Origin of the sequence: Roseixanthobacter finlandensis (assembly GCF_043195105.2) — a bacterium.
Classification (GTDB): Bacteria; Pseudomonadota; Alphaproteobacteria; order Rhizobiales; family Xanthobacteraceae; genus NCEH01.
In genome coordinates, this window is sequence record NZ_CM195536.1 from 3,807,580 (window position 1) to 3,829,030 (window position 21,451).

The window sequence follows — 21,451 nt, forward strand, 5'->3', positions numbered from 1 at the left end:
TTCTATTGACAACAGATCCAGGCCCGGGCCAATTTTGTGACCAAGCGGTTACAAAAGCCGCAAGAGGAAATCGCCACGGGAGTTTGCGCGTGAAAGCTCGCGCCTTCAGCTATGTCCGCGCCGAGACTTTGGCCGACGCTTATGCGGCGTTCGCGCAAGGGGGAGACGCGAGTTATATTTCCGGTGGGCAGAGCCTCGTGCCGGCGCTGGCGCTGCGGCTCCAGGCGCCCGAAATCCTGGTGGATCTCGCCGGCATCCCGGACATGCGCGGGGTTACGCTGGACGGTGACATGCTGCGCATCGGCGGCCTCACCCGGCACGCGCAGATGCTCACCGAGCCGCTGATCGCCCGCCACGCGCCCTTGCTGGCGCAGGCCGCTCCCCATGTGGCGCATCCGGCGATCCGCAATCGCGGCACCCTCGGCGGCAGCGTGGCGCTGGCCGATCCGGCTTCCGAATTTCCCGCCATGATGCTGGCCATGGACGCGCAGATGGAGATTTACGGCGCCGCGGGCACCCGCCTCGTGCCGGCGGACGCTTATTTCCAGGATCTGTACCAGACCGCGCTCGAACCCGGCGAGATCCTCGTCGCGCTCCATGTTCCGAGCGTCGGCCCGCGCCATCGCTGGGCGTTCGACGAATTGACGCGGCGCCGGGGCGACTATGCCATGGTCGGCGCCGGGCTTCAGGGCCTGTTCGAAGAAGATGGGCGCGTCGCGTCCATGCGCATCGCCTTCTTCTCCGTCGCCGCGACCCCGGTCCGCGTGAAAAGCGTGGAGGCCGCGCTCGCCGGCCGGAAGATCGACGCGGCGCTGATCGCCCATGTCCAGGGCCTGATCGAAGCCGAGCTGGACCCCGCCGAGGACGAGCACCTGCCCCCCGCCATGCGGCGCCATCTGGCGCGCGTGCTGCTGGGCCGGCTGCTGCAAACCGTGAGTTCCCCGACATGAGCGCCCCCGTTCCCCTCGCCCTCACCGTCAATGGCGTGGAGGTGGCGCGCGCCGTCGTGCCGCGCACCACGCTCGCCGATTTCCTGCGGCTCGACCTCGAACTCACCGGCACCCACACAGGCTGCGAAATGGGCGCCTGCGGCGCCTGCCTAGTGATGATGGACGGTGTTCCCGTCCATTCCTGCCTCGTCCTCGCCGTGCAGGCCGAGGGCGCGGTGATCGAGACGGTGGAAGGCCTTTCCGAGCGCGGCGCCATTGCCGAGCTGCAACAGGCCTTCCACCAGCGCAACGCCCTGCAATGCGGCTTCTGCACCCCCGGCGTGCTGGTGAATGCCCATGCGCTGCTGGAACAAGGCGGCATCCCCACGCGCGAGGATATCCGCGACGCGCTCTCCGGCAATTATTGCCGCTGCACCGGCTATGAGGCGATCGTCGACGCCATCGAGACCACGGCGCGGCTGCGCGCCGGCGAGGTGCGCTCATGAATGCCCCCGCGACCCCCTTCGACCGCCCCGGCCATGTGGGCCAGCCGCTGTCGCGCCCCAATGCCAAGCGCCTGCTGGCGGGGCGTGGGCGCTATGTCACCGACATCACCTTGCCGCGCATGCTGCATGCCGCCTTCGTGCGCAGCCCCTATGCCCATGCCCGGATCGCGGATGTGGACATAGCGGCGGCACAGGCCATGCCGGGCGTGCGCCTTGTCGCCACCGGGGCGGACCTCGCGCGCCTCTGCACGCCGTGGGTTGGCACGCTCGACCATTTCAAGGGCATGAAATCCCCGCCCCAATTGCCGCTGCCTCTGGAGCGCGCGGTGTGGGCCGGACAGGCCGTGGTCGCCGTAGTCGCGGATACCCGCGCGCTCGCCGAGGATGCGGCGGAAATGGTCGCGATCAGCTTCGAGGAATTGCCGCCGGTCACCGACCTCGACATGGCCCAGGCCGAGGGCGCGCCGCGCGTCTCCCCCGAGCTTGCCGACAACATGTGCTTTCGCGCCGGCCTCGACACCGGCGGCGTGGACGCCATCTTCGCCAGCGCCGCCCACATTGTGGAAGGCGAATTCCGCTTCGGCCGCCATACCGGCGTGACGCTGGAGCCGCGCGCCATCATCGCCGATTACGACCCGAGCGAGGAGCGCCTCACCGTCCATCACGCGACCCAGACGCCCTATCAATTCCAGGACATCTACGCCCGCCATTACGGCATCGCCGAATCCAGCGTGCGGGTGATCGCGCCGGATGTGGGCGGCTCGTTCGGCGTGAAGCTGCATGTCTATCACGAGGACATGGCGGTGATCGGGCTGTCCATGCTGCTCGGGCGGCCGGTGAAATTCGTCGCCGACCGAACGGAAGCCTTCGTCTCCGACATCCACGCCCGCGACCATCGCGTGAAGGCGCGCGCGGCCGTGGCGGCGGACGGCACCATCCTCGCCATGGACGTGGAGGACGAGACCGCCGTCGGCGCTTTCTCCACCTATCCCCGCACCAGCGCGGTGGAGGGCAACCAAGTGATCCGCCTGATCGGCGCGCCCTATGCGCTCGCCAGCTATCGCGCGGACCTGAAGGTGGTGTTCCAGAACAAGGTGCAGACCAGCCAGTATCGTGCGGTGGGCCATCCCATCGCCTGCGCGGTCACCGAGCGGCTGGTGGATCTGGCCGGACAGAAGGCGGGGCTCGACCCGTTCGCGGTCCGCGCGAAAAACCTGATCGCCGACGATGCCTATCCCTGCGCCTCCGCCACCGGCTACAAGTTCGAGGCGCTCTCCCATCAGGCCTGCCTCGCCAAGCTGCACACGCTGATGGATTACGACCGCCTGCGCGCCGATCAGGCCGAGGCCCGCGCGCGCGGCATTCATCGCGGCATCGGCATCGCCGCCTTCGTGGAAATCACCAATCCTACCCCCGCCTTCTACGGCGTCGGCGGCGCGCGCATCTCGGCGCAGGACGGCGCCATCCTCAAGATCACGCCCTCCGGCGAAGTGCGCTGCCTGATTTCGGTGACCGAGCAGGGCCAGGGCACCGAGACCATCATGGGCCAGATCGTCGCCGATTATCTCGGCGTCTCGCGCGACATCGTGCGGGTGATCACCGGCGATACCGAGGTGACGCCCCATGGCGGGGCCACCTGGGCCTGCCGGGGCGCCGGCATCGGCGGGGAGACCGCGCTTCAGGCGGCGCGCAAGCTGAAGGGCAACGTGCTCGCCGTCGCCGCCGCCATCCTCCAGGCGACGCCCGACGCGCTGGACCTCGTCAACGGCGAAATCGTCGAGCGCACCACGGGGCAGGCGCGCATCAGCCTTTCGGAGGTGGCGCGCATCGCCTATTTCCGCTCCGATACGCTGCCGGCCGGCACCAATGCCCAGCTCTCGGCGGTGCATCATTACGCGCCGCAGGGCTATCCCTTCGCCTTCACCAACGGCATCCACGGCTGCCATGTGGAAGTGGATGTGGAGACCGGCCTCGTGAAGATCCTCAAGCATTTCGTGGTGGAGGATTGCGGCCGCATCATTAATCCCCTGCTGGTGGAAGAACAGGTGCGCGGCGGCGTGGTGCAGGGGCTGGGCGCGGCCTTCTTCGAGGAATGCCTGTACGATGAAAGCGGCCAGCTCACCAATGGCTCGCTGGCCGATTATCTGGTGCCCATGGCGTGCGAGATGCCCGACATCCTGATCGACCACATGGAAACACCCACCAAGGACACCGAGCTCGGCGCCAAGGGCTGCGGTGAAGCCGGCACGGCGGCCGCCTCCGCCGCGGCGCTGAACGCGGTGAACGACGCCATCGCCCCGTTCAATGCCACGATCTCGCAGATTCCCATGACCCCCGCGCGCCTGCTGAAGGCGCTCGGAACCTTCTGACCCATAAAAAAACGACCCCTGGGAGGGACTTATGGCCAATTTTCTGAAGCCGCCGATATCCAGCGTATCGCGCCGCGCCGTTCTCGCAGGCATGGGGGCCGGCATCGGCCTCATGGCCGCGCCGGCGATCCTGCGGGCGCAGACCGACACCATCCGCATCGGCTTTCCCACCCCGCTCACCGGCCCGTTCGGCGCCGAGGCGAAGGACCAGGTGAAGAGCGCCGAGCTGGCGGTGAAGCTGGTCAACGACAAGGGCGGCATCGGCGGCCGCAAGGTCGAATTGCTGGTGCGCGACGACAAGCTGAACGCCGGCGAGGCCGCCACCCGCACCCTCGAACTGATCGAGAAGGACAAGGTGCACGCGATCGTCGGCGCGCTCTCCAGCGCGGTGCAGCTCGCGGTCAACGAAGTCACCCGCGCGCGCGGCGTGCTCTATGTCTCGATCAGCCAGTCCGACACCATCAACGAGGTGAAGGATTTCTCGCGCTTCACCTTCCACGAGGCGCTGAACCCGCATATGACGACCGCGGCGGTCGCGCGGAAGACCTTCAAGAAGGGCTCGAAGATCGCCTATCTGGTGGCGGACTACGCTTATGGCCATGAGATGCTGCGCGGCTTCAAGCGCGCCGCCGCCGCCATCGGCGCGGAGAGCGTGGGCGAGATCCTCCACCCGTTCGGGGCCGCCGATTATTCGACCCTCATGCCGCGCATCCGCTCGATGAAGCCGGACATCCTGGCGATCTGCAATTTCGGCCGCGACCAGGCCAATTCCATCAAGCAGGCCAATGATTTCGGCCTGAAGCAGCAGATGCAGATCGTGGTCCCGGTGATCCTGCACAACCAGCGCCTCGCGGTCGGCCCGGACGTGTTCGCGGGCGTGATCGGCGGCGCCAATTATTATTGGGGCCTGGAGAGCACCGTGCCCACGGCGAAGACCTTCAACGATGCCTTCAAGGCGGCCAATAACGGGGCCTATCCCACCGATTATGGCGCCTATGGCTTCACCGGCGTCGCCTCGCTCCTGTTGGCCATCGAGAAGGCCGGCAGCACCGATACCGACAAGATGGTCGAGGCGCTGCAGAACCTGAAATACGATGTAGCCAAGGGCCCGCAGCATTATCGCGCCTGCGACCACCAGTCGGTGCAGGCGGTGCTGGTACTGGAATCCAAGAAGAAGGCCGACATGGCGAACGAGCAGGATTTGTTCGCCATCATCGCCAATGATCCGGGCTCGGAAGACATGCTGCGCTCCTGCGCGGAGCTTGGTTTCCCGACCTGAGCCCCCCTCACCCCAACCCTCTCCCCGGCGGGGAGAGGGGGAGTTCCTGACTTCTCCCCTCCGGGGGAAGAGGGAAAGCCAAAGTTCACCTCTCCCCGAGGGGGAGAGGTCGGCCGCGTAGCGGACGGGTGAGGGGGAAGTGCCTTCCGGCGGGATCAAGCCGCGCGGGAGCGGGAGCGCCCCTCACCCCAACCCTCTCCCCGGCGGGGAGAGGGGGAATTCCCGGTTTCGCCCCTCGGGGGAGAGAGGGAAAGTGCGAAGTTCACCTCTCCCCAACGAGGAGAGGTCGGCCACGCAGCGGACGGGTGAGGGGACAGAGCCTTCCGGCGGGATCAAGCCGCGCCGGGCGCGCCTCTCACCCCGGCCCTTTCCCCTTGAGGGAGAGGGGGGCGCTCCCGGATTTCTCCCTCAAGGGGAGAGGGAAAGCCAAAGTTCACCCCTCCCCGTCGGGGAGAGGAGACGACACAGAAAGCCGGAGCCGGACACCGACATGGATCTCGAACTCATCCTCATGCAGCTGTTTTCCGGCGTCGCGCTGGGCGCGGTGCTGATCATGGCGGCGCTCGGCCTTACCATCATCTTCGGCATGCTGGGCATCGTGAACTTCGCCCATGGCGCCCTGTTCATGGTGGGTGCCTATGCCGGCGTGTGGGTGGCCGAGCAGACCGGCAATTTCTGGTGGGCGCTGCTGCTCGCGCCCCTGGCGGTGGGCGTGTTCGGCATGCTGATCGAGCGCTTCCTCATCCGCCCGCTCTATAAGCGCTCGGTGGATGATCCCCTGCTGCTCACCTTCGGCCTCGGCTATGTGCTGGTGGAAATGGTGCGCATCGTGTTCGGCACCGATGGCGTCCCGTTCGCTACCCCCGAGGCGCTGAGCGGGGTTGTGGATCTCGGCATCGGCTATTTCCCGCTCTATCGGCTGTTCGTGGTGGCGCTCGTGGCGGTGGTGCTGCTGGCCCTGTGGTTCGCGCTGGAGAAGACCAAGTTCGGCCTGATCGTGCGGGCCGGTGCCAAGGATCCGCTGATGATGCGGGTGCTCGGGGTGGATATCAGCGCCCTGTGGCTGGTCGTCTTCGGCCTCGGCGTGGCGCTCACCGCACTCGGCGGCGTGCTCGCCGCGCCCATGCGCAACGTGACGCCGGAAATGGGCACGCTGGTACTCGCCGAAGCCTTCGTCGTCACCGTCATCGGCGGCATGGGATCCCTGCTCGGCGCGGTGATCGCCGGGCTGGTGGTGGGCGTCGCGGTCTCCATGACCGCGCTGTTCGCGCCGGAAATGGCCACCATCGTCATGTTCGCGCTGATGGCGCTCGTCCTTCTGTTCCGTCCGCAGGGCCTGTTCGGCCAGAGCGTGCGCGCATGAGCGGAGATCCTTCCATGCCCCCTTCCCCGGCCTCCGCCGCCGCGCCGCCGCTGGCCGCACAGACCGGCGTGAAAGCCACCGGCTTCGGCGCGATGCTGCAGCGCTGGCGCGTGCCGCTCTCGGTGCTCGCCTTGTGTCTCCTGCCGTGGGTCCTGCCCTCGCAGGCGCTGGCGGTGAACGTGCTGGTCTTCGGCCTGTTCGCGGTCGGCTACAATCTGCTGTTCGGCTATACCGGGCTGCTCTCGTTCGGCCATGCGGCCTTCTTCGGCGGCGGGGCCTATCTCACCGGCATCGCCATCGCCCATTTCGGCCTCGGCTGGTTTCCCGCCATGCTGGTGGGCGTGCTGGGCGCGGGCGTGCTCGCCGCGATCATGGGCGCGCTGTCGATCCGCACCCGCGGCATCTATTTCTCCATGGTGACGCTGGCGCTCTCGCAGCTGGTCTATTACGTGGCGCTCCAGGCCAGCGCCTGGACCGGCGGCGAGAACGGCCTGCGCGGCTTTACCGTCTCCACCATCAATCTGTTCGGCTTCACGGTGGATTTCTTGAACCCGGTGAATAAATACTATGTTCTGATGGTCTTCGCGGCGCTGGCGCTGTGGTTCGTCTCGCGGCTGCTGAATTCGCCCTTCGGCGCGGTGATCGAGGCGATCCGCGAGAACGAGACCCGGGCGCGCGCCTGCGGCTATGATGTGGAGCGCACCAAGCTCATCGTCTTCATCCTGTCGGGCCTCATCTGCGGGCTCGCGGGCGCGCTCTCGGCCCTGCATCTCGCCATCGTGCCGCTGGATACGCTGCATTACCAGACCTCGGGCCTGGTGGTGATGATGACGCTGCTCGGCGGCGCCGGCAGCTTCTTCGGCCCGTTCGTGGGCGCCCTGGTGTTCCTGCTGATCGAGGATGTCGCCTCGCTCTGGACCTCCCATTGGCAGCTCATCGTGGGTCTGATCTTCATCGCCTTCGTGCTGTTCCTGCCCAAGGGCATCTGGGGCACCCTGATTTCCCGGAGGACGCAGGGATGACCACGCCGCTTCTCTCCGTCGAGAATATCGGCCGCAGCTTCGGCGGGTTCGTCGCGCTGGCGGATATCAGCGCCAGCTTCGCGCCGCGCAAGGTGACCGCCATCATCGGCCCGAACGGCGCCGGCAAGAGCACGTTCTTCAATGTGCTGTCCGGCGTGCTGCCGCCCTCCACCGGCGCGATCCGCTTCAAGGGCAAGGATTTGACCGGGCTGCGCCAGCACAAATTCGTGCATCTCGGCATCGCCCGCTCCTACCAGATCACGAACATTTTCCCCGAACTGACGGTGCATGAAAACGTGCGCGTGGCGGCCCAAGCCTTCGTCGCCCGCTACGACGTGTTCTCCAACCGCATGCGCTATGGCGAGCTCGACGAGAAGGCGCACGCGGCGCTCGCCGCAGTCGGGCTTCACGCCAAGGGCCACCGCACGGCCAAGGCGCTCGCCCATGGCGAACAGCGGGCGCTGGAAATCGCGATCGCCCTGGTGGCCGATCCCGAACTGCTGCTGCTGGACGAGCCCACCGCCGGCATGGGGCCGGAGGAAACCAAGGAGATGGTCGCCCTCATCGAGCGGCTTGCCGCCGAGCGCACCATCCTCCTCGTCGAGCACAAGATGAAGATGATTCTCGGCTTGAGCGATCGCATCCTGGTGCTGCATCACGGCCGGCTGATCGCCGACGGCACACCCCAATCCATCCAGACGGACAAGGAAGTCCGTCGCGTCTATCTGGGTCAGAACGATGGCTATGCTTGAGATCGAGGGCCTGGATGCCTGGTACGGCGCGAGCCATATTCTCCACAAGGTGAGCCTGAAGGTGGAGAAGGGCGAGATTGTCGCCCTGGTCGGCCGCAACGGCGCGGGCAAGACCTCCACCTTGCGCGCGGTGATGGGCCTGATGCCCCGCGCCACCGGGCGCGTGCGGTTCGACGGCATCGAGCTTCTGCCGCGCGCCGCGCACGAGCGCTTCAAGCTCGGCCTCGCCTATGTGCCGGAGGAGCGGCGCATCGTGCAGGGGCTGACCGTGCGGGAAAACCTGCAGCTCGGCCTCGTCGCCTCGGGCAAGAAGATCGACGAGCGCGCGGCCATCGACGAGATCGCCGAGAGCTTTCCCCGCCTGAAAGAGCGTCTGCACCAGCAGGGCACCACCATGTCGGGCGGCGAGCAGCAGATGCTGGCCATCGCCCGCGCCATGATCGCGAAACCCTCCATGATCCTCTTGGACGAACCCTCAGAAGGCATCATGCCGGTGCTGGTGGAGGAGATGGGCGTGCTGTTCCGCCGGATGCGCGACCAGGGCATGACCCTGGTGCTGGTGGAACAGAACGTGGAATGGGCATTGAAGCTGGCCGACCGGGCGGTCATCATCGACCAGGGTGAAATCGTCCATGAAAGCAGCGCCGCCGCGCTTCTGGCCGACAAGGACATTCAGGATCGCTATTGCGCCGTGTGAGCGCTCGAAAGGACTTTCGTCATGGAAATCGTCGGCGAATATCGCATCGCCGCGCCGCGCGAGACGGTGTGGAAGGCCATCCTCGATCCCGAAATGCTGCGCGCCTGCATCCCCGGCTGCCAGGAACTGACGGAGACCGGCCCCAACGCCTTCTCCGCCAAGGTGCAGATCAAGGTCGGCCCGGTCTCCGCCAATTTCGCCGGCACGGTGGAATTGCAGGACATCACCGCGCCGGAGAGCTGCCGCATCGTCGGCCAGGGCAGCGGCGGGGTGGCCGGCTTCGCCAAGGGCGATGCCGTGGTGACGCTGGCCGAGGACGGGGAAGAAACCCTGCTCACCTACAAGGCCGACGCGCAGATCGGCGGCAAGCTCGCCTCCCTCGGCGGACGGCTGATCCAGGCCACGGCCCGCAAGCTGGCGGACCAATTCTTCTCCACCTTCACCAAGGCGCTGAACGGCGAGGGCGAGGCGGAGAAGGCGGCGTCCTAAAACGCTTCCCTGTTTCATGGAAACGGGGAAATGCTCTATGGGGCGGTGCCGGGCACGGCGTCTCGCGGCAGGGCCGGGACGCGCCAATCCGAGACAAGCCCGAACGTCGCCGCGAAACCCATCTCGCCGGCCCGGGTGATGCGGAGCGCCCGGCTCTGCGGCATGCGTGCCACCCAGCCGAGATCCAGCGCCTTGTCGAGCAGCGCGGCGCCGAGGCGGCCCGCAAGGTGCGGGCGGCGCTCGCTCCAATCAAGGCAGGTCCGGCATAAGGGACGCCTGGAATGAAGCGGCGGCCCGGTGTCGAGGCCGAAATCGCAGAAGAAGCGCCGCCCCTCCTGCGTGACGAGGCCTGCTCCATCCGAAAGCCGGAGGTAATCGCGATCGCACAACGAGTCCGCAATGGCGACAGCGAGCCGGCCAGCCATATGGTCGTAACAGGTCCGGGCGAGCCGCAAAGCCGCATCGCGGGGACCGGCCGGCCGGTGACGCTTTGGCCCGGACGCCGCAACGGTCATCAGCGCGTGGATGGCTTGGGCGACCTCCGGCGAGGCGAGCCGATAATAGCGGTGCCGGCCCTGCTTCTCCACGGCGAGCAGCCGGGCGTCCAACAGCTTGGCCAGATGACCGCTGGTGGTCTGCGCCGTGACCCCGGCGTGGTGCGCCAGTTCGCCCGCCGTCAGCGCCTGACCGCCCATCAGGGCTGAAAGCATGTTGGCCCGGGCCGCGTCGCCGATCAGGCTTGCGACCTCCGCAATCGTATTTCCGGACGCCATGTTCAGCATGCGGAAAAACTAGCAGCGAAACCGCCGCCCGTCAGCGTCCGATGGTTCGGCGCACGCCGAAGCATCCAAGCCCACGCAATCGCTAGAAAAGCGCTCATTTCCAGCCGCGCGGAGCGCAAGAGCATGAGTGAACAGTCACACAAGGCGAAGGACATTATCCTTCTTCTCATACTCTCCACCTTGTGGGGCGCGTCCTACAGCTTCATCAAGGTCGGCGTCGAAACCATTCCCCCGGTCACCCTGATTGCCGCGCGCACCGTCATCGCCGGTCTGATCCTGATGGGCATCGTCCGCTGGCGCGGGTTGAAATTTCCCGGCGATGGGCGGACCTGGGCGAAATTCCTGTTTCAAGCCTGCCTGAACAGCGTCGTTCCCTTCACCTTGATCGCCTGGGCTGAACAAACGACGGATGCCGGCCTGGCGACGATCCTCAACTCGACATCTCCCATATTCGCCTTTCTGCTGACCCTGCTCGTCACGCGCCACGAGGCTGTGACCGGGCGCAAGCTGTTCGGAGTCGCGGCCGGGCTGCTCGGAACATGCCTGGTGGTCGGGATGCAGGCGCTGGGCGGCCTCGGGCATCAGGTGTGGGCGCAGATCGCCATCCTCGCGGCCACCGTCTGCTATGCTGGCGCCGCGATCTTCGGCAGGAATTTCAAAGGGCTTGACCCCATGCTGCCAGCGGCCGGCTCGCTCATATGTGGTGCTGCGATCCTGGTTCCGGTCAGCCTCGCGCTCGATCATCCCTGGGCCCTCGTTCCGGCCACGCGCTCCGTGCTCGCGCTCCTCGCCCTCTCGGTCTTTTCGACCGCCCTCGCCTTCGTGATCTATTTCCGTCTCGTCCAAACGCTCGGGTCGATCGGCACCACGGCGCAGGCCTATCTCAGGGTGCCGATCGGCGTTGCCATCGGCATCCTGTTCCTGGGTGAAACGCTGGCTCCGACCGCCTGGCTCGGCTTGGGCTGCATCGTCGCCGGCGTCATCGCCATGACCCTGCCGGCAGCCCGACCGGCGCCGCGACCCGCTTGAGCGCGTCCCGCGCCAGGCCCCTACCCCACCACGAACGCCCCCCGGCTGGCGCGCACCTCGTCCACGATGAAGCGCTCGGTCTCGGCGATGCGGCGCAGGTCACGCAAATCGGCGTGGACCACCAGCCAATAGGTGCGCGAGAAGGTGACGGCGGGCAGGATGCGCACCAGCTCCGGGCAGGCGGCGGCGGCATAATCATGCAGGATGCCGAGCCCCGCACCGGCGCGGATCGCCTCCAACTGGCCCACAACGCTGGCGCATTCGAAGCGGCGGGCGGTCAGCTCGATCAGGGCACCCATGTAATCGAGCCCTGAACTATAGGTGAGATCCTGCACATAGGTCACGAGCGTGCGGTCGGCGAGATCCGCCTCATGCTCCACCGGCCCGGTCTGGTCGAGATAGGACCGCGCGGCATAGACGCCGAGCGAATAATCCGTGAGCTTGCGCCCGAACAACCGCCCCTCCTGCGGCCGCTCCAGGATGATGGCGATATCCGCCTCGCGCTTGGAGAGCGAGAAGGTGCGCGGCAGCGGCACCAATTGCACCACAAGGTCGGGATGCATGCCGGCGAAGCGGGCGAGGCGCGCGGCCAGGAAATAGGTGCCGAACCCGTCCGGCGCGCCGATGCGCACCGTGCCTTCCAGCTTGAGATCGGCATTGCCCAGCAGGGAGCGGGCGCGCAGCATCTCGCTTTCCACCCGCTCGGCCATGGGCAAGAATTGCTCGCCGATGGCTGTGAGCGTGCAGCCGCTCGGCCGCCGCTCGAACACTTTCGCCCCAAGATCCGCCTCCAGCGCGCTGAGCCGCCGCGTGACCGTGGCGTGATCCAGCCCGAGCTTGCGGGCGGCGGAGAGCATCTGCCCCGCCCGCGCGACGGCGAGGAAAACGCGGGCATGATCCCAATTCATCGCGGAGGATTCCCGATAGACGCCTAAAAACGCGGAATGAGTCCGAAATCTTAGGCCTTGCTCCGCGCAGATACCAGAGATCAAGTGCGGCAGGATTTTCGCGCGGGAGCAGACATCATGCAGACCATCGGCCATTACATCCAGGGGCGCCATATCACAGGCGAGGACCGCTCGGCCCCGACCTTCGAGCCCGCCACGGGCGAGCAGATCGGCACTGTGCTGCTGGCCTCCGCCGCGCGCGTGGACGAAGCCGTGCAGGCCGCCGCGGCCGCCCTGCCCGCCTGGGCGACCCAGCCCGCGCCGGCCCGAGCCCGCGTGATGTTCCGCTTCAAGGACCTTCTGGAGCGCAACATCGACGATCTCGCCGCCCTGATCAGCCGCGAGCACGGCAAGACCGTGGAAGACGCCAAGGGCGAACTGGTGCGCGGCATCGAAGTGGTGGAATTCGCCTGCGGCATCCCGCATCTGCTGAAGGGCGAATTCTCCGACCAGGTCGGGCGCGGCATCGACACCTTCTCCCAGCGCCACCCGGTGGGCGTGTGCGCGGGCATCACGCCGTTCAACTTCCCGGCCATGGTGCCGCTGTGGATGTTCCCGGTCGCCCTCGCCTGCGGCAACACCTTCGTCCTGAAGCCCTCCGAAAAGGACCCGAGCCTCTCCCTGCGCCTCGCCGACCTCCTCGCCGAATCCGGCCTGCCCGCCGGCGTGTTCAACGTCGTCAACGGCGACAAGGAGGCGGTGGACTCGCTTCTGACCCATCCCAAGGTGGCGGCGGTGAGCTTCGTCGGCTCCACGGCGGTGGGCGAATATGTCTATAAGACCGCCGCCGCGCATGGAAAGCGCGCCCAGGCCCTGTGCGGCGCCAAGAACCATCTTGTCGTGATGCCCGACGCCGACCTCGACAAGACCGTCGATGCCCTGATGGGCGCCGGCTATGGCTCGGCCGGCGAGCGCTGCATGGCGGTCTCGGTGGCGGTGGCCGTGGGCGGCATCGGCGATGCGCTCATGGAGCGGCTGGAACCGCGCGTGCGGGCGCTGAAGGTCGGTCCCGGCAATGATCCGGCGAGCGAGATGGGGCCCCTCGTCACCAAGGAGCATCTCGCCAAGGTGCGCGGCTATGTGGACCTCGGCGTTTCCGAGGGCGCGAAGCTGACGGTGGACGGGCGCGGCCTCAAGCTGCAAGGCTATGAGGACGGCTATTATATCGGCGGCTGCCTGTTCGACGACGTGACCCCCGACATGCGGATCTACAAGGAAGAGATCTTCGGACCGGTGCTGTCCGTGGTGCGCGTGCCGAGCTTCGACGAGGCGCTTCAGCTGGTGAACGACCACGAATACGGCAATGGCGCCGCCATCTTCACCCGCGACGGCGATGCCGCCCGTGCGTTCGATTATGGCGTGCTGGCCGGCATGGTGGGCATCAACGTGCCGATCCCGGTGCCGATCGCCTATCATTCGTTCGGCGGCTGGAAGCGGTCGATTTTCGGCGATCGCAATGTCTATGGCCTGGAGGGCGTGGGCTTCTACACCCGCCTGAAGACCACCACCTCGCGCTGGCCGGCGGGCATCCGCACGGGAGCCGAATTCGTCATGCCCGTGCTCGCCTGAGCCTCGGCCTCACCGGCCCCGCATCGATCGGGATCGGCTCGCCACCTTGTACGCCCACACGCGGACAAGGCGGGGTCGATCCCGGCCGCAAAACCCACTCTTGCCAATCGTCGCGGCGGCATTTGCTCTGGGAGACCTGGTCCCGGAAGACGATAAACCCTTGAATGAATAATATTGGACCATATTGCGCAGGTTGCATGACTGCATGCCGTAATAAATTCATGACAAAAGACGCTATATGGTCAAGCTCCCGTTTGAATGGAGCCGCCCCATGCCAGAACTCCCCCAAGGTTGGGAATCCGACGCGAGATTTAGATATCGCGCCGTCGACGGGACCCTGGACCTTCCGCAGATGTCGGATGCGGAATGCACGGTTCTGATCTGGAATACGGGGCGCAACCCGCTCAGCCATCCCGGTCATGCGGCCATATTGATGCGGCGCCAACGGGCGGAAAATTACACGACTGCCGTATGGGAGAACCCGGACCTGACGCGCTATTTGAGCTTCTGGCCTGGGGTGACCGCTTCCAAGGAAACCAAAGATTCCAACGGCATGGTCGCCGGGAATTTCATGAACAATTTCACCCACGATCTGATCGCTGAAACGCCGAGTTCGACCAACGACCGTCTTGCCAATAATCCCGGCCTGGCTCGATCCAACCAGAAAATGATTATGTTGAACCGCCTTCAGGCGGTGGAAAAACCACAGTCCAGCGACCCGTCCCGTAAATCTTACGACCTCAAAGAAATTCCGAATGCCGGGCGCTGGTCGAATTTTCCGGAAGACTGCTATCATATTCCAGCCCTTCGGCACGATAACCCAAAGCGTCTTGGCCTTGACCTGGAGCGCATCGCTCATTGGACCGAGACAATAACGAAAGATCAAAATTTCAAATACAAATTGATTACGAAGAAAAGCAATTGCGCCGGCGCCGCCATGCGGGCCATTGACGAAGGCGGCGCGAAAGCGTTCGCAAAAGCACTGAACGATACCTACGACATTTATTCTCCGAACGCGCAAATCGCCTACCTGACGCCGAGCGATTGCAAGGCCTATGTCGACATGGTGTGTTCGGGCGTTTTCATAGCAAACAACATGCTTCAGGAAATCGAACATTACGTGACACGGCAAAACGCGGAAGCTCTTCTAAGAGACCGCATGACAGCCGACATTTTCACCTTGGCGGATTGGAACACCATAAGCCGTCGACAAGGATTCTTCAGCGGCATTCGCGGCTTCACATTGCGCGCGCTCGACAAGCAGATCGAGCGGTATCACAAATATGATTGGGGCATGAACTACAACAACAAGCTGGCGGCCTTCATCGGCATCCTCAAGGCCACCCACACCCACAATATGAAGAGCACCAGCGGACAGCGGGACATGGCCTTTACACTGCTCAGTGTCCAGATTTTGCGCGTGTGCGAGCATCTGGCGAGCGGGCAGAATGTGTTCAGGGTCGCGAGCTCGACCGCCCTCGACGCACCTTTCTATGTCTGACCACAACCCATAGGCGCGTCCGGCCTTCGGTGGGAGGAGGCAAGCTGCTCTGCAACTTCTGCATGGCCGCGTCGGCAGCTCTGCCGTCGCGGCCTTGACGCCCCATGGGAACATCCTTCTCCTTGGCGCGCCGGCGCCACGAGCGAAGGTGTCCTGGATTCGCTGATGGTCATGTTCTGCCCCTGTGTCCCGCGCGTTGCGCGGCACCCTCTCTCTTCCCTTGCGCCTTGCGATGTCCTCTCACTCGGCGCGTCCGGCGCGCGGCGGGGGATGCCGTGAACGCTGAACCCGGCATGCAGCCGGCCACGACGCACGCGCCGGAACCGCACATCGGCCTCTTGCCCCTGCTCGCCGAGACGATCTCGGTTCAGGCGCTGGGCACCATGGCGGTGCTGATGGTGCCGGCCCTGGCACCGGCCATCGCGCGCGACCTCGGTGTCCCGACCGCGAGCGTGGGCTATCAGATTTCCCTGGTCTATTTCGCGGCCATGACGGCATCGCTGGTCGCCGGCACCCTCGTCGCCTGGTACGGCCCCTGCCGCACCGGGCAGAGCGCGATGCTGTTCCATGCCGGCGGATGCCTGCTGGCGAGCATCCCCACCATCCCCACCATGGCCCTCGGCGCGTTCGTGACCGGGCTCGGCTACGGCCTCATCAATCCGGCCGCATCCGAACTGCTGATGCGCCACGCGCCGGCGAACCGCCGCAACCTGATTTTCTCCCTGAAACAGACGGGCGTGCCGCTGGGCGGCATGGCGGCCGGCCTGTTCGGGCCGCAGATCGCGCTGACGCTCGGCTGGCACGCGGCGCTGATCTGCGTCGCCGTCCCGTGCGTGCTGGTCGCGGCGCTCTCCCAGCTCGGCCGTGCGGAACTGGACCGGCATCGCAGCCGCGCCGGCAGCAGCCGGCTGCTGTCCTTCACGGCCATCAAGCTGGTGCTATCGCACGCCCGCCTGCGCTGGCTGGCGCTCTCCTCCTTCTGCTTCTCGGCGGTGCAGCTGTGCGTCATCACCTTCCTGGTGGCGCTGCTGGTGGAGGATCTCGGCTTCTCCCTGGTGCAGGCGGGGGCGATCCTTGCGGCGGTGCAGGTGTCGGGCGCGGTGGGCCGCGTGCTGTGGGGCCAGGTGGCCGACATGGCGCATGACGGCCTCAGCGTGCTGGTGTTTCTCGCGCTGCTCATGGGCGGCGCCGCGCTGGCGATCATGTTGGCCGCACCCGGCTGGCCGCTGCCGGTCATCGTGGCGCTGCTGCTGGTGCTCGGCCTTTCGGGCGTGGGCTGGAACGGGGTCTATCTCTCGGAAGTGGCCCGCAACAGCCCGCCACGCGCGGTGGGCTCCACCACCGGGGCGGCCATGTTCTTCACCTTCACCGGCGTGGTGTTCGGCCCCGTGATCTTCTCGCAAATCCACGACCGGGTGGGCAGCTATATGGGCAGCTACGGCCTGCTGGTCGGCCTTTCGGCGGTCGGCGGCGCGATGATCCTCGCCGCCCGCCTGCGGGGCGCCCGCTGAAGCTTGCGGCCGGCGCCGCTCAATGCCCGTCGAAGGCCATGAGCGTGCGCACCGGCACGCCCATGGCGCGCAGCTTGGCGGCGCCCCCGAGGTCCGGCAGATCGATGATGAAGCAGGCGGCCTCCACCTGCACGCCCATGTTGCGCAGCAGCTTCACCGCGCCCTCGGCGGTGCCGCCGGTGGCGATCAGATCGTCCACCAGCACCACCTTTTCGCCGGCGGAGACCGCATCCACATGCATCTCCATCTCGTCCTGGCCATATTCCAGGGCATAGGCCATGCGCACGGTCTGATGGGGCAGCTTGCCCTTCTTGCGGATCGGCACGAAACCCGCGCACAGCTGATGCGCCACCGCCCCGCCGATGATGAAGCCGCGCGCCTCGATGCCCGCCACCTTGTCGATCTTCGCCCCGGCCCAAGGCTGCACCAGCTCGTCCACCGCGCGGCGGAAGGCACGGGCATTTCCGAGCAGTGTGGTGATGTCGCGGAACAGGATGCCGGGCTTGGGATAATCCACGATGGTGCGGATCGCGGCGCGCAAATCGGTCGCCTCGGCGGGCACGGACGGCAGGGGAGAAGAAATGATGGTCATGGAGCACCCTGGTTCGGCCGGCGGGGCACACGGCCGCCCCGATCCGCGCTTGAAGATTTTGCCGGGCTTAACATTCTTGCCGGGCCATTGTCTGCCCGCAAGCGGCGCGAACACCGTCCTGTGAAACGGCCCCCGCGCGCCGCTCAGTCGGCGCCCTCGCACTCCAGCTTCTGGCGCGGAAAGGCTTCGGCGAGGGATTGGATCAGCACGGCGCGCGCCGCCTCGCCGGCGGGGTCGTTCACCTTGAGGGCGGGCACGGCGCAATTGTTCCAGGCGTGGGTGATGAGATAGAGCCGCATCCAGCCCGCAGACTCCGGCACCGAGGCGTGGCGCAGCTCGCGCGCGGCGCAGGCCTGGGGATTGGCGTTGTTGGTGCAGCCTGCGGCGACGGCGGCGCGCCAGACGGCGGGAAGATCGCCCTTGCCTTCCAGTGCGTCCACATAGCTGGCGCAAGCTGCCGGCGCTGGGGTGAAATCGCGCAGCGCGGCGGGGGTGGCGAAGGCCTTCAGCTTGGCGATATTGAAGGTGCAGAAATCGGCGACGGCATCCTTCACCTTGGCGTGGAATTCCTGCGCGCCCGGCAGATCCAGCGGCTTCAGCGCGGCGGCGGCGGCCTCGATGCGCGCGCATTTGGCCGCATAGGCAGCCGCGTTCACGCGCCCCATGTCCGCCGGCTTGTTCGGAAAGCTCGGCGAGGGGGCAGCGGAGAGGGTATAGTCATAGATGAGGGCCAAGGTGTCGCGCAGGCTCTTTTCGTCGGTCTTGGCGGGATCGAACCACACCCGCCCGGAACAGGCGCCGTCGGCGAAGGACACCGATTTCTGCGCCGCGACGGCCACCCCGCTCCACAGGCAGGCCAACAGCATTATCCACACCCGCGACGCCATCGCACGCCCCCCAAGCGGCCTCATCCGGCCGCTATGGAAAAGCATAGCCATGCGCGGTGCAAGAATCTGCATCAGAAATGGCGATCCCGGCACATGCGCCTTAGGCGCTTCAGCCCGTCCTCCAAAGCGGTTGGTTCACACAGCGGAGTATGGTCTGTGTGCGTGCGGAAGCAGGATTCGCTTCACGGAGTCGATCTCGCACAGGAAATCAAAGATGAATTCTTACTGGATTCTCATAATTGTAGGCATTATTAATTTTGAAGTCGGCACACCGGCAACATTTCCCGGCTGGTCCTATACGTCTCAAAAAGAATGCAATTCCGCAAAAAAGAAAATTGAAAATGATTATATTAAAAAAATAAAATCATCTGCAGGAAAAACGGCGGACGTACAGACAAACGCGTGGTGCGTTCCAATTAAGTTTCGCGATGACACCATGGAGGGCGAAGGCGAGTGCGACGGTTGCCGCTAAGGCGCGCCACTCTCTTGGCGGGCACCGCCCCCCTCTAATCCTCGATTCCGGCGATGGCGCGGGCGAAATCGGCGGCGGCGAAGGGCTGGAGATCCTCCGCCCCCTCCCCAACCCCGATCAGATGCACCGGCAGGCCGAATTTCGCGGCGATGGCGACCAGGATGCCGCCGCGCGCGGTGCCGTCCAGCTTGGTCATGACAAGCCCGGTCACGCCGGCGATCTTGGTGAACACCTCCACCTGGGAGAGCGCGTTCTGGCCGACGGTCGCGTCGAGCACCAGCAGCACCGCGTGCGGCGCGCCGGGCTCCAGCTTCTTCACCACGCGCACCACCTTTTCCAGCTCGGCCATCAGCTCGGTGCGGTTCTGCAACCGTCCGGCGGTGTCGATGAGCAGGATGTCGGCGCCCTCCGCGCGCGCTTCGGTGATGGCGTCATGGGCGACGCCCGCCGCATCCGCCCCCGGCGCGCGGGCGACGACGCGGGCGCCGGTGCGCGCGCCCCACACCTTCAATTGCTCGATGGCGGCGGCGCGGAAGGTATCGCCCGCCGCCAGCACCACCTTGCGGCCCTCGCTCTTCCACTGGGCGGCGAGCTTGCCGATGGTGGTGGTCTTGCCCGAGCCGTTCACCCCGACCATGAGGATGATGAAGGGTTTTTGCGCGTCCTCGATCACCAGGGGCTTCGCCACCGGGGCGAGGATGGATTCCACCTCGGCGGCGATCAGGCCCTTCACTTCGTCGGCGCCGATCATCTTGTCGTGCCGGCCGCGCCCCACCGCTTCGACGATCCGCGCGGCGGTGGCGGTGCCGAGATCGGCGCGGATCAGGATGTCTTCCAGCTCTTCCAGCGTCTCGGCATCGAGCTTGCGCTTAGAGACGAGGTCGGTGATGCCCTGGGTGAGACTGGAGGCGGTGCGCGCCAGTCCACTGGTGAGGCGGCGCCAGAAACTGGTCTTGGCGGGCTCCGGCTCCTCGGCGGAGGAGGTTTCGGCAAAGGAGGCTTCGGTCTGTTCCGCCTCGGAAGGCACGTCTGCGGGAACAGGCTGCTCCTCAACCGGCACCGTCGGCGCGAGGGCCATGCGGGCAGGATCCTCTTGTGGGGCGGGAGCCTCGGCAACGGGAACCTCAGCGAGGGAATGCTCTGCAAGCGGGTCCGCGACCGCTGCCTCTTCCGCCCGGTCCTCTTTCGCCTGCTCTTCTTCGGCCGGCACATCGCCCATGGCCGGTGCATCGCTCTCCGGCCGCGCTTCCGCCGCGAGGTCCGGGACCGGCCGTGCTTCGTCAACCGACGCCTCGGGGGCTGCGGGTTCACTGCCCTCGGACGTGTCGGACTGGACAGAAGCCGGCGCATCGTCGACCGGGGCAGTCGGCGCGGGCGCCTCGGCCTCGCTGCCCCAGCCGCCGGTCAGGCGGCTCCAGAGGCCTTTCTTCTTGGGGGCCGGCGGGGGGCCGTTCTCGGTGTCGCTCATCACATCAGGCCGCGATTAGCCGCGCGCCGTCGTGACCGGCGATGCGCAGGGGGAGGATGGTGCCGCGTGGCGCGGGATGGGGAACGCGTACCGGCGTGAAATGCTCCGTGCGGCCGAGGCCGCCGCTCTCCATCAGCACGCTGCGATGGGCGCCCACGCACAAAGAGAGATGGCGATGCAAGGCCATGTCGCCCTTTTCGCGCAGGCGCTGCGCCCGGGCCTTCACCACTTCGTGCGCCACCTGCGGCATGCGGGCGGCGGGGGTGCCGGGGCGCGGCGAATAGGGAAACACGTGCAGGAAGGAGAGGCCGCAAGCGTCCACGATATCCAGCGTATTGCGGAACTGCGCCTCGCTCTCGGTGGGAAAACCGGCAATGAGATCGGCGCCGAACACCAGATCCGGCCGCAAGCGCCGCATCTCGCCGACGAGGCGGATCGCCTCGGCGCGCGAATGCCGACGCTTCATGCGCTTCAAGATAAGGTCGTCGCCCGATTGCAGCGAGAGATGCAGATGCGGCATCAGCCGCTCTTCTTCCGCCAGCGCGCGCAGCAAGTCGGCGTCGGCTTCCACCGTATCGATGGAGGAGAGGCGCAGCCGCTTCAGCTCCGGCACGTGCTTGAGGATGGCGCGCACCAGCTTGCCGAGCGTCGGCGCGCCGGGAAGGCCGGCGCCGTAGGAGGTGAGATCCACCCCGGTGAGCACCACTTCGCCATGGCCGGTCTCGACCAGGGTGCGCACCTGCGCCACCACCTCGCCCATCGCCACGGAGCGCGAATTGCCCCGGCCGAACGGGATGATGCAGAAGGTGCAGCGATGATCGCAGCCGTTCTGCACCTGCACGAAGGCGCGGGTGTGCCGGTCCAGCCCGTCCACCATGTGGAGCGCGGTTTCGCGCACCGACATGATGTCGTCCACCACCACCTTTTCCTCGGCGCCGAGGCCGAAATCCAGCGCGGCGCGGGCCGCCGTCCAGGTTTCCGGTGCGCCCTTGGCGCCATTGCCGATCACCCGGTCCACCTCCGCCATGGCGGCGAAGGTTTCCGGCTCGGTCTGCGCCGCGCAGCCGGTGACGACCACGCGCATGCCGGGATGCGCACGCTTCAGGCGGCGAATGGTCTGGCGCGCCTGGCGCACGGCCTCGCCCGTGACGGCGCAGGAATTGACGATGAACGTGCGCTCCAGCCCGGCGGCCAGCGCGGCGCGGCGCATCTGCTCGGACTCCAGGGTATTCAGCCGGCAGCCGAACGTGACCATTTCGACGCCCGGCGCACCGGCGGGCCCGGCGC

At 66.5% G+C, this 21,451-nt stretch carries 20 protein-coding genes; 14 read left to right on the forward strand and 6 right to left on the reverse strand.

The window, feature by feature from the left end:
• Window positions 1-89: 89 nt before the first annotated feature.
• From V5G24_RS18030 to V5G24_RS18070, 9 genes are all read left to right on the forward strand, one after another.
• Window positions 90-950, forward strand: coding sequence for an FAD binding domain-containing protein (locus V5G24_RS18030; protein ID WP_394080478.1), 861 nt, complete (start codon window positions 90-92; stop codon window positions 948-950).
• Window positions 947-1,435, forward strand: coding sequence for a (2Fe-2S)-binding protein (locus V5G24_RS18035; RefSeq protein WP_394080476.1), 489 nt, complete (start codon window positions 947-949; stop codon window positions 1,433-1,435). The genes V5G24_RS18030 and V5G24_RS18035 overlap by 4 nt, the downstream gene beginning before the upstream one ends.
• Window positions 1,432-3,804 (forward strand): xanthine dehydrogenase family protein molybdopterin-binding subunit, encoded by a 2,373-nt coding sequence (locus V5G24_RS18040; RefSeq protein ID WP_394080474.1) that lies wholly within the window; start codon window positions 1,432-1,434, stop codon window positions 3,802-3,804. The genes V5G24_RS18035 and V5G24_RS18040 overlap by 4 nt, the downstream gene beginning before the upstream one ends.
• Before the next feature lie 31 nt (window positions 3,805-3,835).
• The gene (locus tag V5G24_RS18045) at window positions 3,836-5,083 is read left to right on the forward strand and encodes an ABC transporter substrate-binding protein (protein WP_394080472.1); all 1,248 of its coding nucleotides are present in this window, start codon (window positions 3,836-3,838) and stop codon (window positions 5,081-5,083) included.
• Window positions 5,084-5,573: 490 nt separating this feature from the next.
• Complete coding sequence (locus V5G24_RS18050; protein WP_394080470.1) at window positions 5,574-6,446, forward strand: branched-chain amino acid ABC transporter permease; 873 nt, start codon at window positions 5,574-5,576, stop codon at window positions 6,444-6,446.
• Window positions 6,447-6,460: 14 nt separating this feature from the next.
• The gene (locus V5G24_RS18055) at window positions 6,461-7,468 is read left to right on the forward strand and encodes a branched-chain amino acid ABC transporter permease (RefSeq protein ID WP_394080468.1); all 1,008 of its coding nucleotides are present in this window, start codon (window positions 6,461-6,463) and stop codon (window positions 7,466-7,468) included.
• Window positions 7,465-8,220 (forward strand): ABC transporter ATP-binding protein, encoded by a 756-nt coding sequence (locus V5G24_RS18060; RefSeq protein ID WP_394080466.1) that lies wholly within the window; start codon window positions 7,465-7,467, stop codon window positions 8,218-8,220. The genes V5G24_RS18055 and V5G24_RS18060 overlap by 4 nt, the downstream gene beginning before the upstream one ends.
• On the forward strand, window positions 8,213-8,917 hold the full coding sequence (locus V5G24_RS18065; protein ID WP_394082052.1) for an ABC transporter ATP-binding protein: 705 nt from the start codon (window positions 8,213-8,215) through the stop codon (window positions 8,915-8,917). Before V5G24_RS18060 ends, V5G24_RS18065 begins: the two co-directional genes overlap by 8 nt.
• A 21-nt stretch (window positions 8,918-8,938) precedes the next feature.
• Window positions 8,939-9,406 (forward strand): SRPBCC family protein, encoded by a 468-nt coding sequence (locus V5G24_RS18070; protein ID WP_394080464.1) that lies wholly within the window; start codon window positions 8,939-8,941, stop codon window positions 9,404-9,406.
• Window positions 9,407-9,441: 35 nt separating this feature from the next.
• Here V5G24_RS18070 and V5G24_RS18075 read toward each other — a convergent pair whose 3' ends face one another.
• Window positions 9,442-10,179, reverse strand: a complete 738-nt coding sequence (locus V5G24_RS18075; RefSeq protein ID WP_394080462.1) for an ArsR/SmtB family transcription factor — start codon at window positions 10,177-10,179, stop codon at window positions 9,442-9,444.
• 132 nt (window positions 10,180-10,311) lie between these two features.
• On the opposite strand from V5G24_RS18075, the gene V5G24_RS18080 reads away from it, so the two are divergent.
• Entirely contained in the window at window positions 10,312-11,217 is a 906-nt protein-coding gene (locus tag V5G24_RS18080; RefSeq protein ID WP_394080460.1) for a DMT family transporter, read from the forward strand.
• Window positions 11,218-11,237: 20 nt separating this feature from the next.
• On the opposite strand, the gene V5G24_RS18085 is transcribed toward V5G24_RS18080, so the two are convergent.
• Window positions 11,238-12,125, reverse strand: a complete 888-nt coding sequence (locus tag V5G24_RS18085) for a LysR family transcriptional regulator (RefSeq protein ID WP_394080458.1) — start codon at window positions 12,123-12,125, stop codon at window positions 11,238-11,240.
• Window positions 12,126-12,242: 117 nt separating this feature from the next.
• Between V5G24_RS18085 and V5G24_RS18090 the strand changes: the two genes are divergently transcribed.
• The 3 genes from V5G24_RS18090 (at window position 12,243) to V5G24_RS18100 (ending at window position 16,745) form a co-directional block, all read left to right on the forward strand.
• Window positions 12,243-13,733, forward strand: coding sequence for a CoA-acylating methylmalonate-semialdehyde dehydrogenase (locus tag V5G24_RS18090; RefSeq protein ID WP_394080456.1), 1,491 nt, complete (start codon window positions 12,243-12,245; stop codon window positions 13,731-13,733).
• Window positions 13,734-14,004: 271 nt separating this feature from the next.
• Complete coding sequence (locus V5G24_RS18095) at window positions 14,005-15,234, forward strand: hypothetical protein (protein WP_394080454.1); 1,230 nt, start codon at window positions 14,005-14,007, stop codon at window positions 15,232-15,234.
• Between the two features lie 275 nt (window positions 15,235-15,509).
• A complete protein-coding gene (locus V5G24_RS18100) occupies window positions 15,510-16,745 on the forward strand; it encodes an MFS transporter (protein WP_394080452.1) in 1,236 nt (411 codons plus the stop codon).
• A gap of 19 nt (window positions 16,746-16,764) precedes the next feature.
• Here V5G24_RS18100 and V5G24_RS18105 read toward each other — a convergent pair whose 3' ends face one another.
• Window positions 16,765-17,337 (reverse strand): adenine phosphoribosyltransferase, encoded by a 573-nt coding sequence (locus V5G24_RS18105; RefSeq protein WP_394080450.1) that lies wholly within the window; start codon window positions 17,335-17,337, stop codon window positions 16,765-16,767.
• Window positions 17,338-17,480: 143 nt separating this feature from the next.
• A complete protein-coding gene (locus tag V5G24_RS18110) occupies window positions 17,481-18,203 on the reverse strand; it encodes a hypothetical protein (RefSeq protein WP_394080448.1) in 723 nt (240 codons plus the stop codon).
• 235 nt (window positions 18,204-18,438) lie between these two features.
• On the opposite strand from V5G24_RS18110, the gene V5G24_RS18115 reads away from it, so the two are divergent.
• Window positions 18,439-18,696 carry a hypothetical protein gene (locus V5G24_RS18115; protein ID WP_394080446.1) on the forward strand — a complete coding sequence of 86 codons (258 nt, stop codon included), beginning with the start codon at window positions 18,439-18,441 and terminating at the stop codon, window positions 18,694-18,696.
• Window positions 18,697-18,730: 34 nt separating this feature from the next.
• Here V5G24_RS18115 and ftsY read toward each other — a convergent pair whose 3' ends face one another.
• Both ftsY and mtaB read right to left on the reverse strand, forming a co-directional pair.
• The gene (gene ftsY / locus V5G24_RS18120; RefSeq protein ID WP_394080444.1) at window positions 18,731-20,164 is read right to left on the reverse strand and encodes a signal recognition particle-docking protein FtsY; all 1,434 of its coding nucleotides are present in this window, start codon (window positions 20,162-20,164) and stop codon (window positions 18,731-18,733) included.
• Window positions 20,165-20,168: 4 nt separating this feature from the next.
• Window positions 20,169-21,419, reverse strand: coding sequence for a tRNA (N(6)-L-threonylcarbamoyladenosine(37)-C(2))-methylthiotransferase MtaB (gene mtaB / locus V5G24_RS18125; protein WP_394082050.1), 1,251 nt, complete (start codon window positions 21,417-21,419; stop codon window positions 20,169-20,171).
• Window positions 21,420-21,451: the final 32 nt, after the last annotated feature.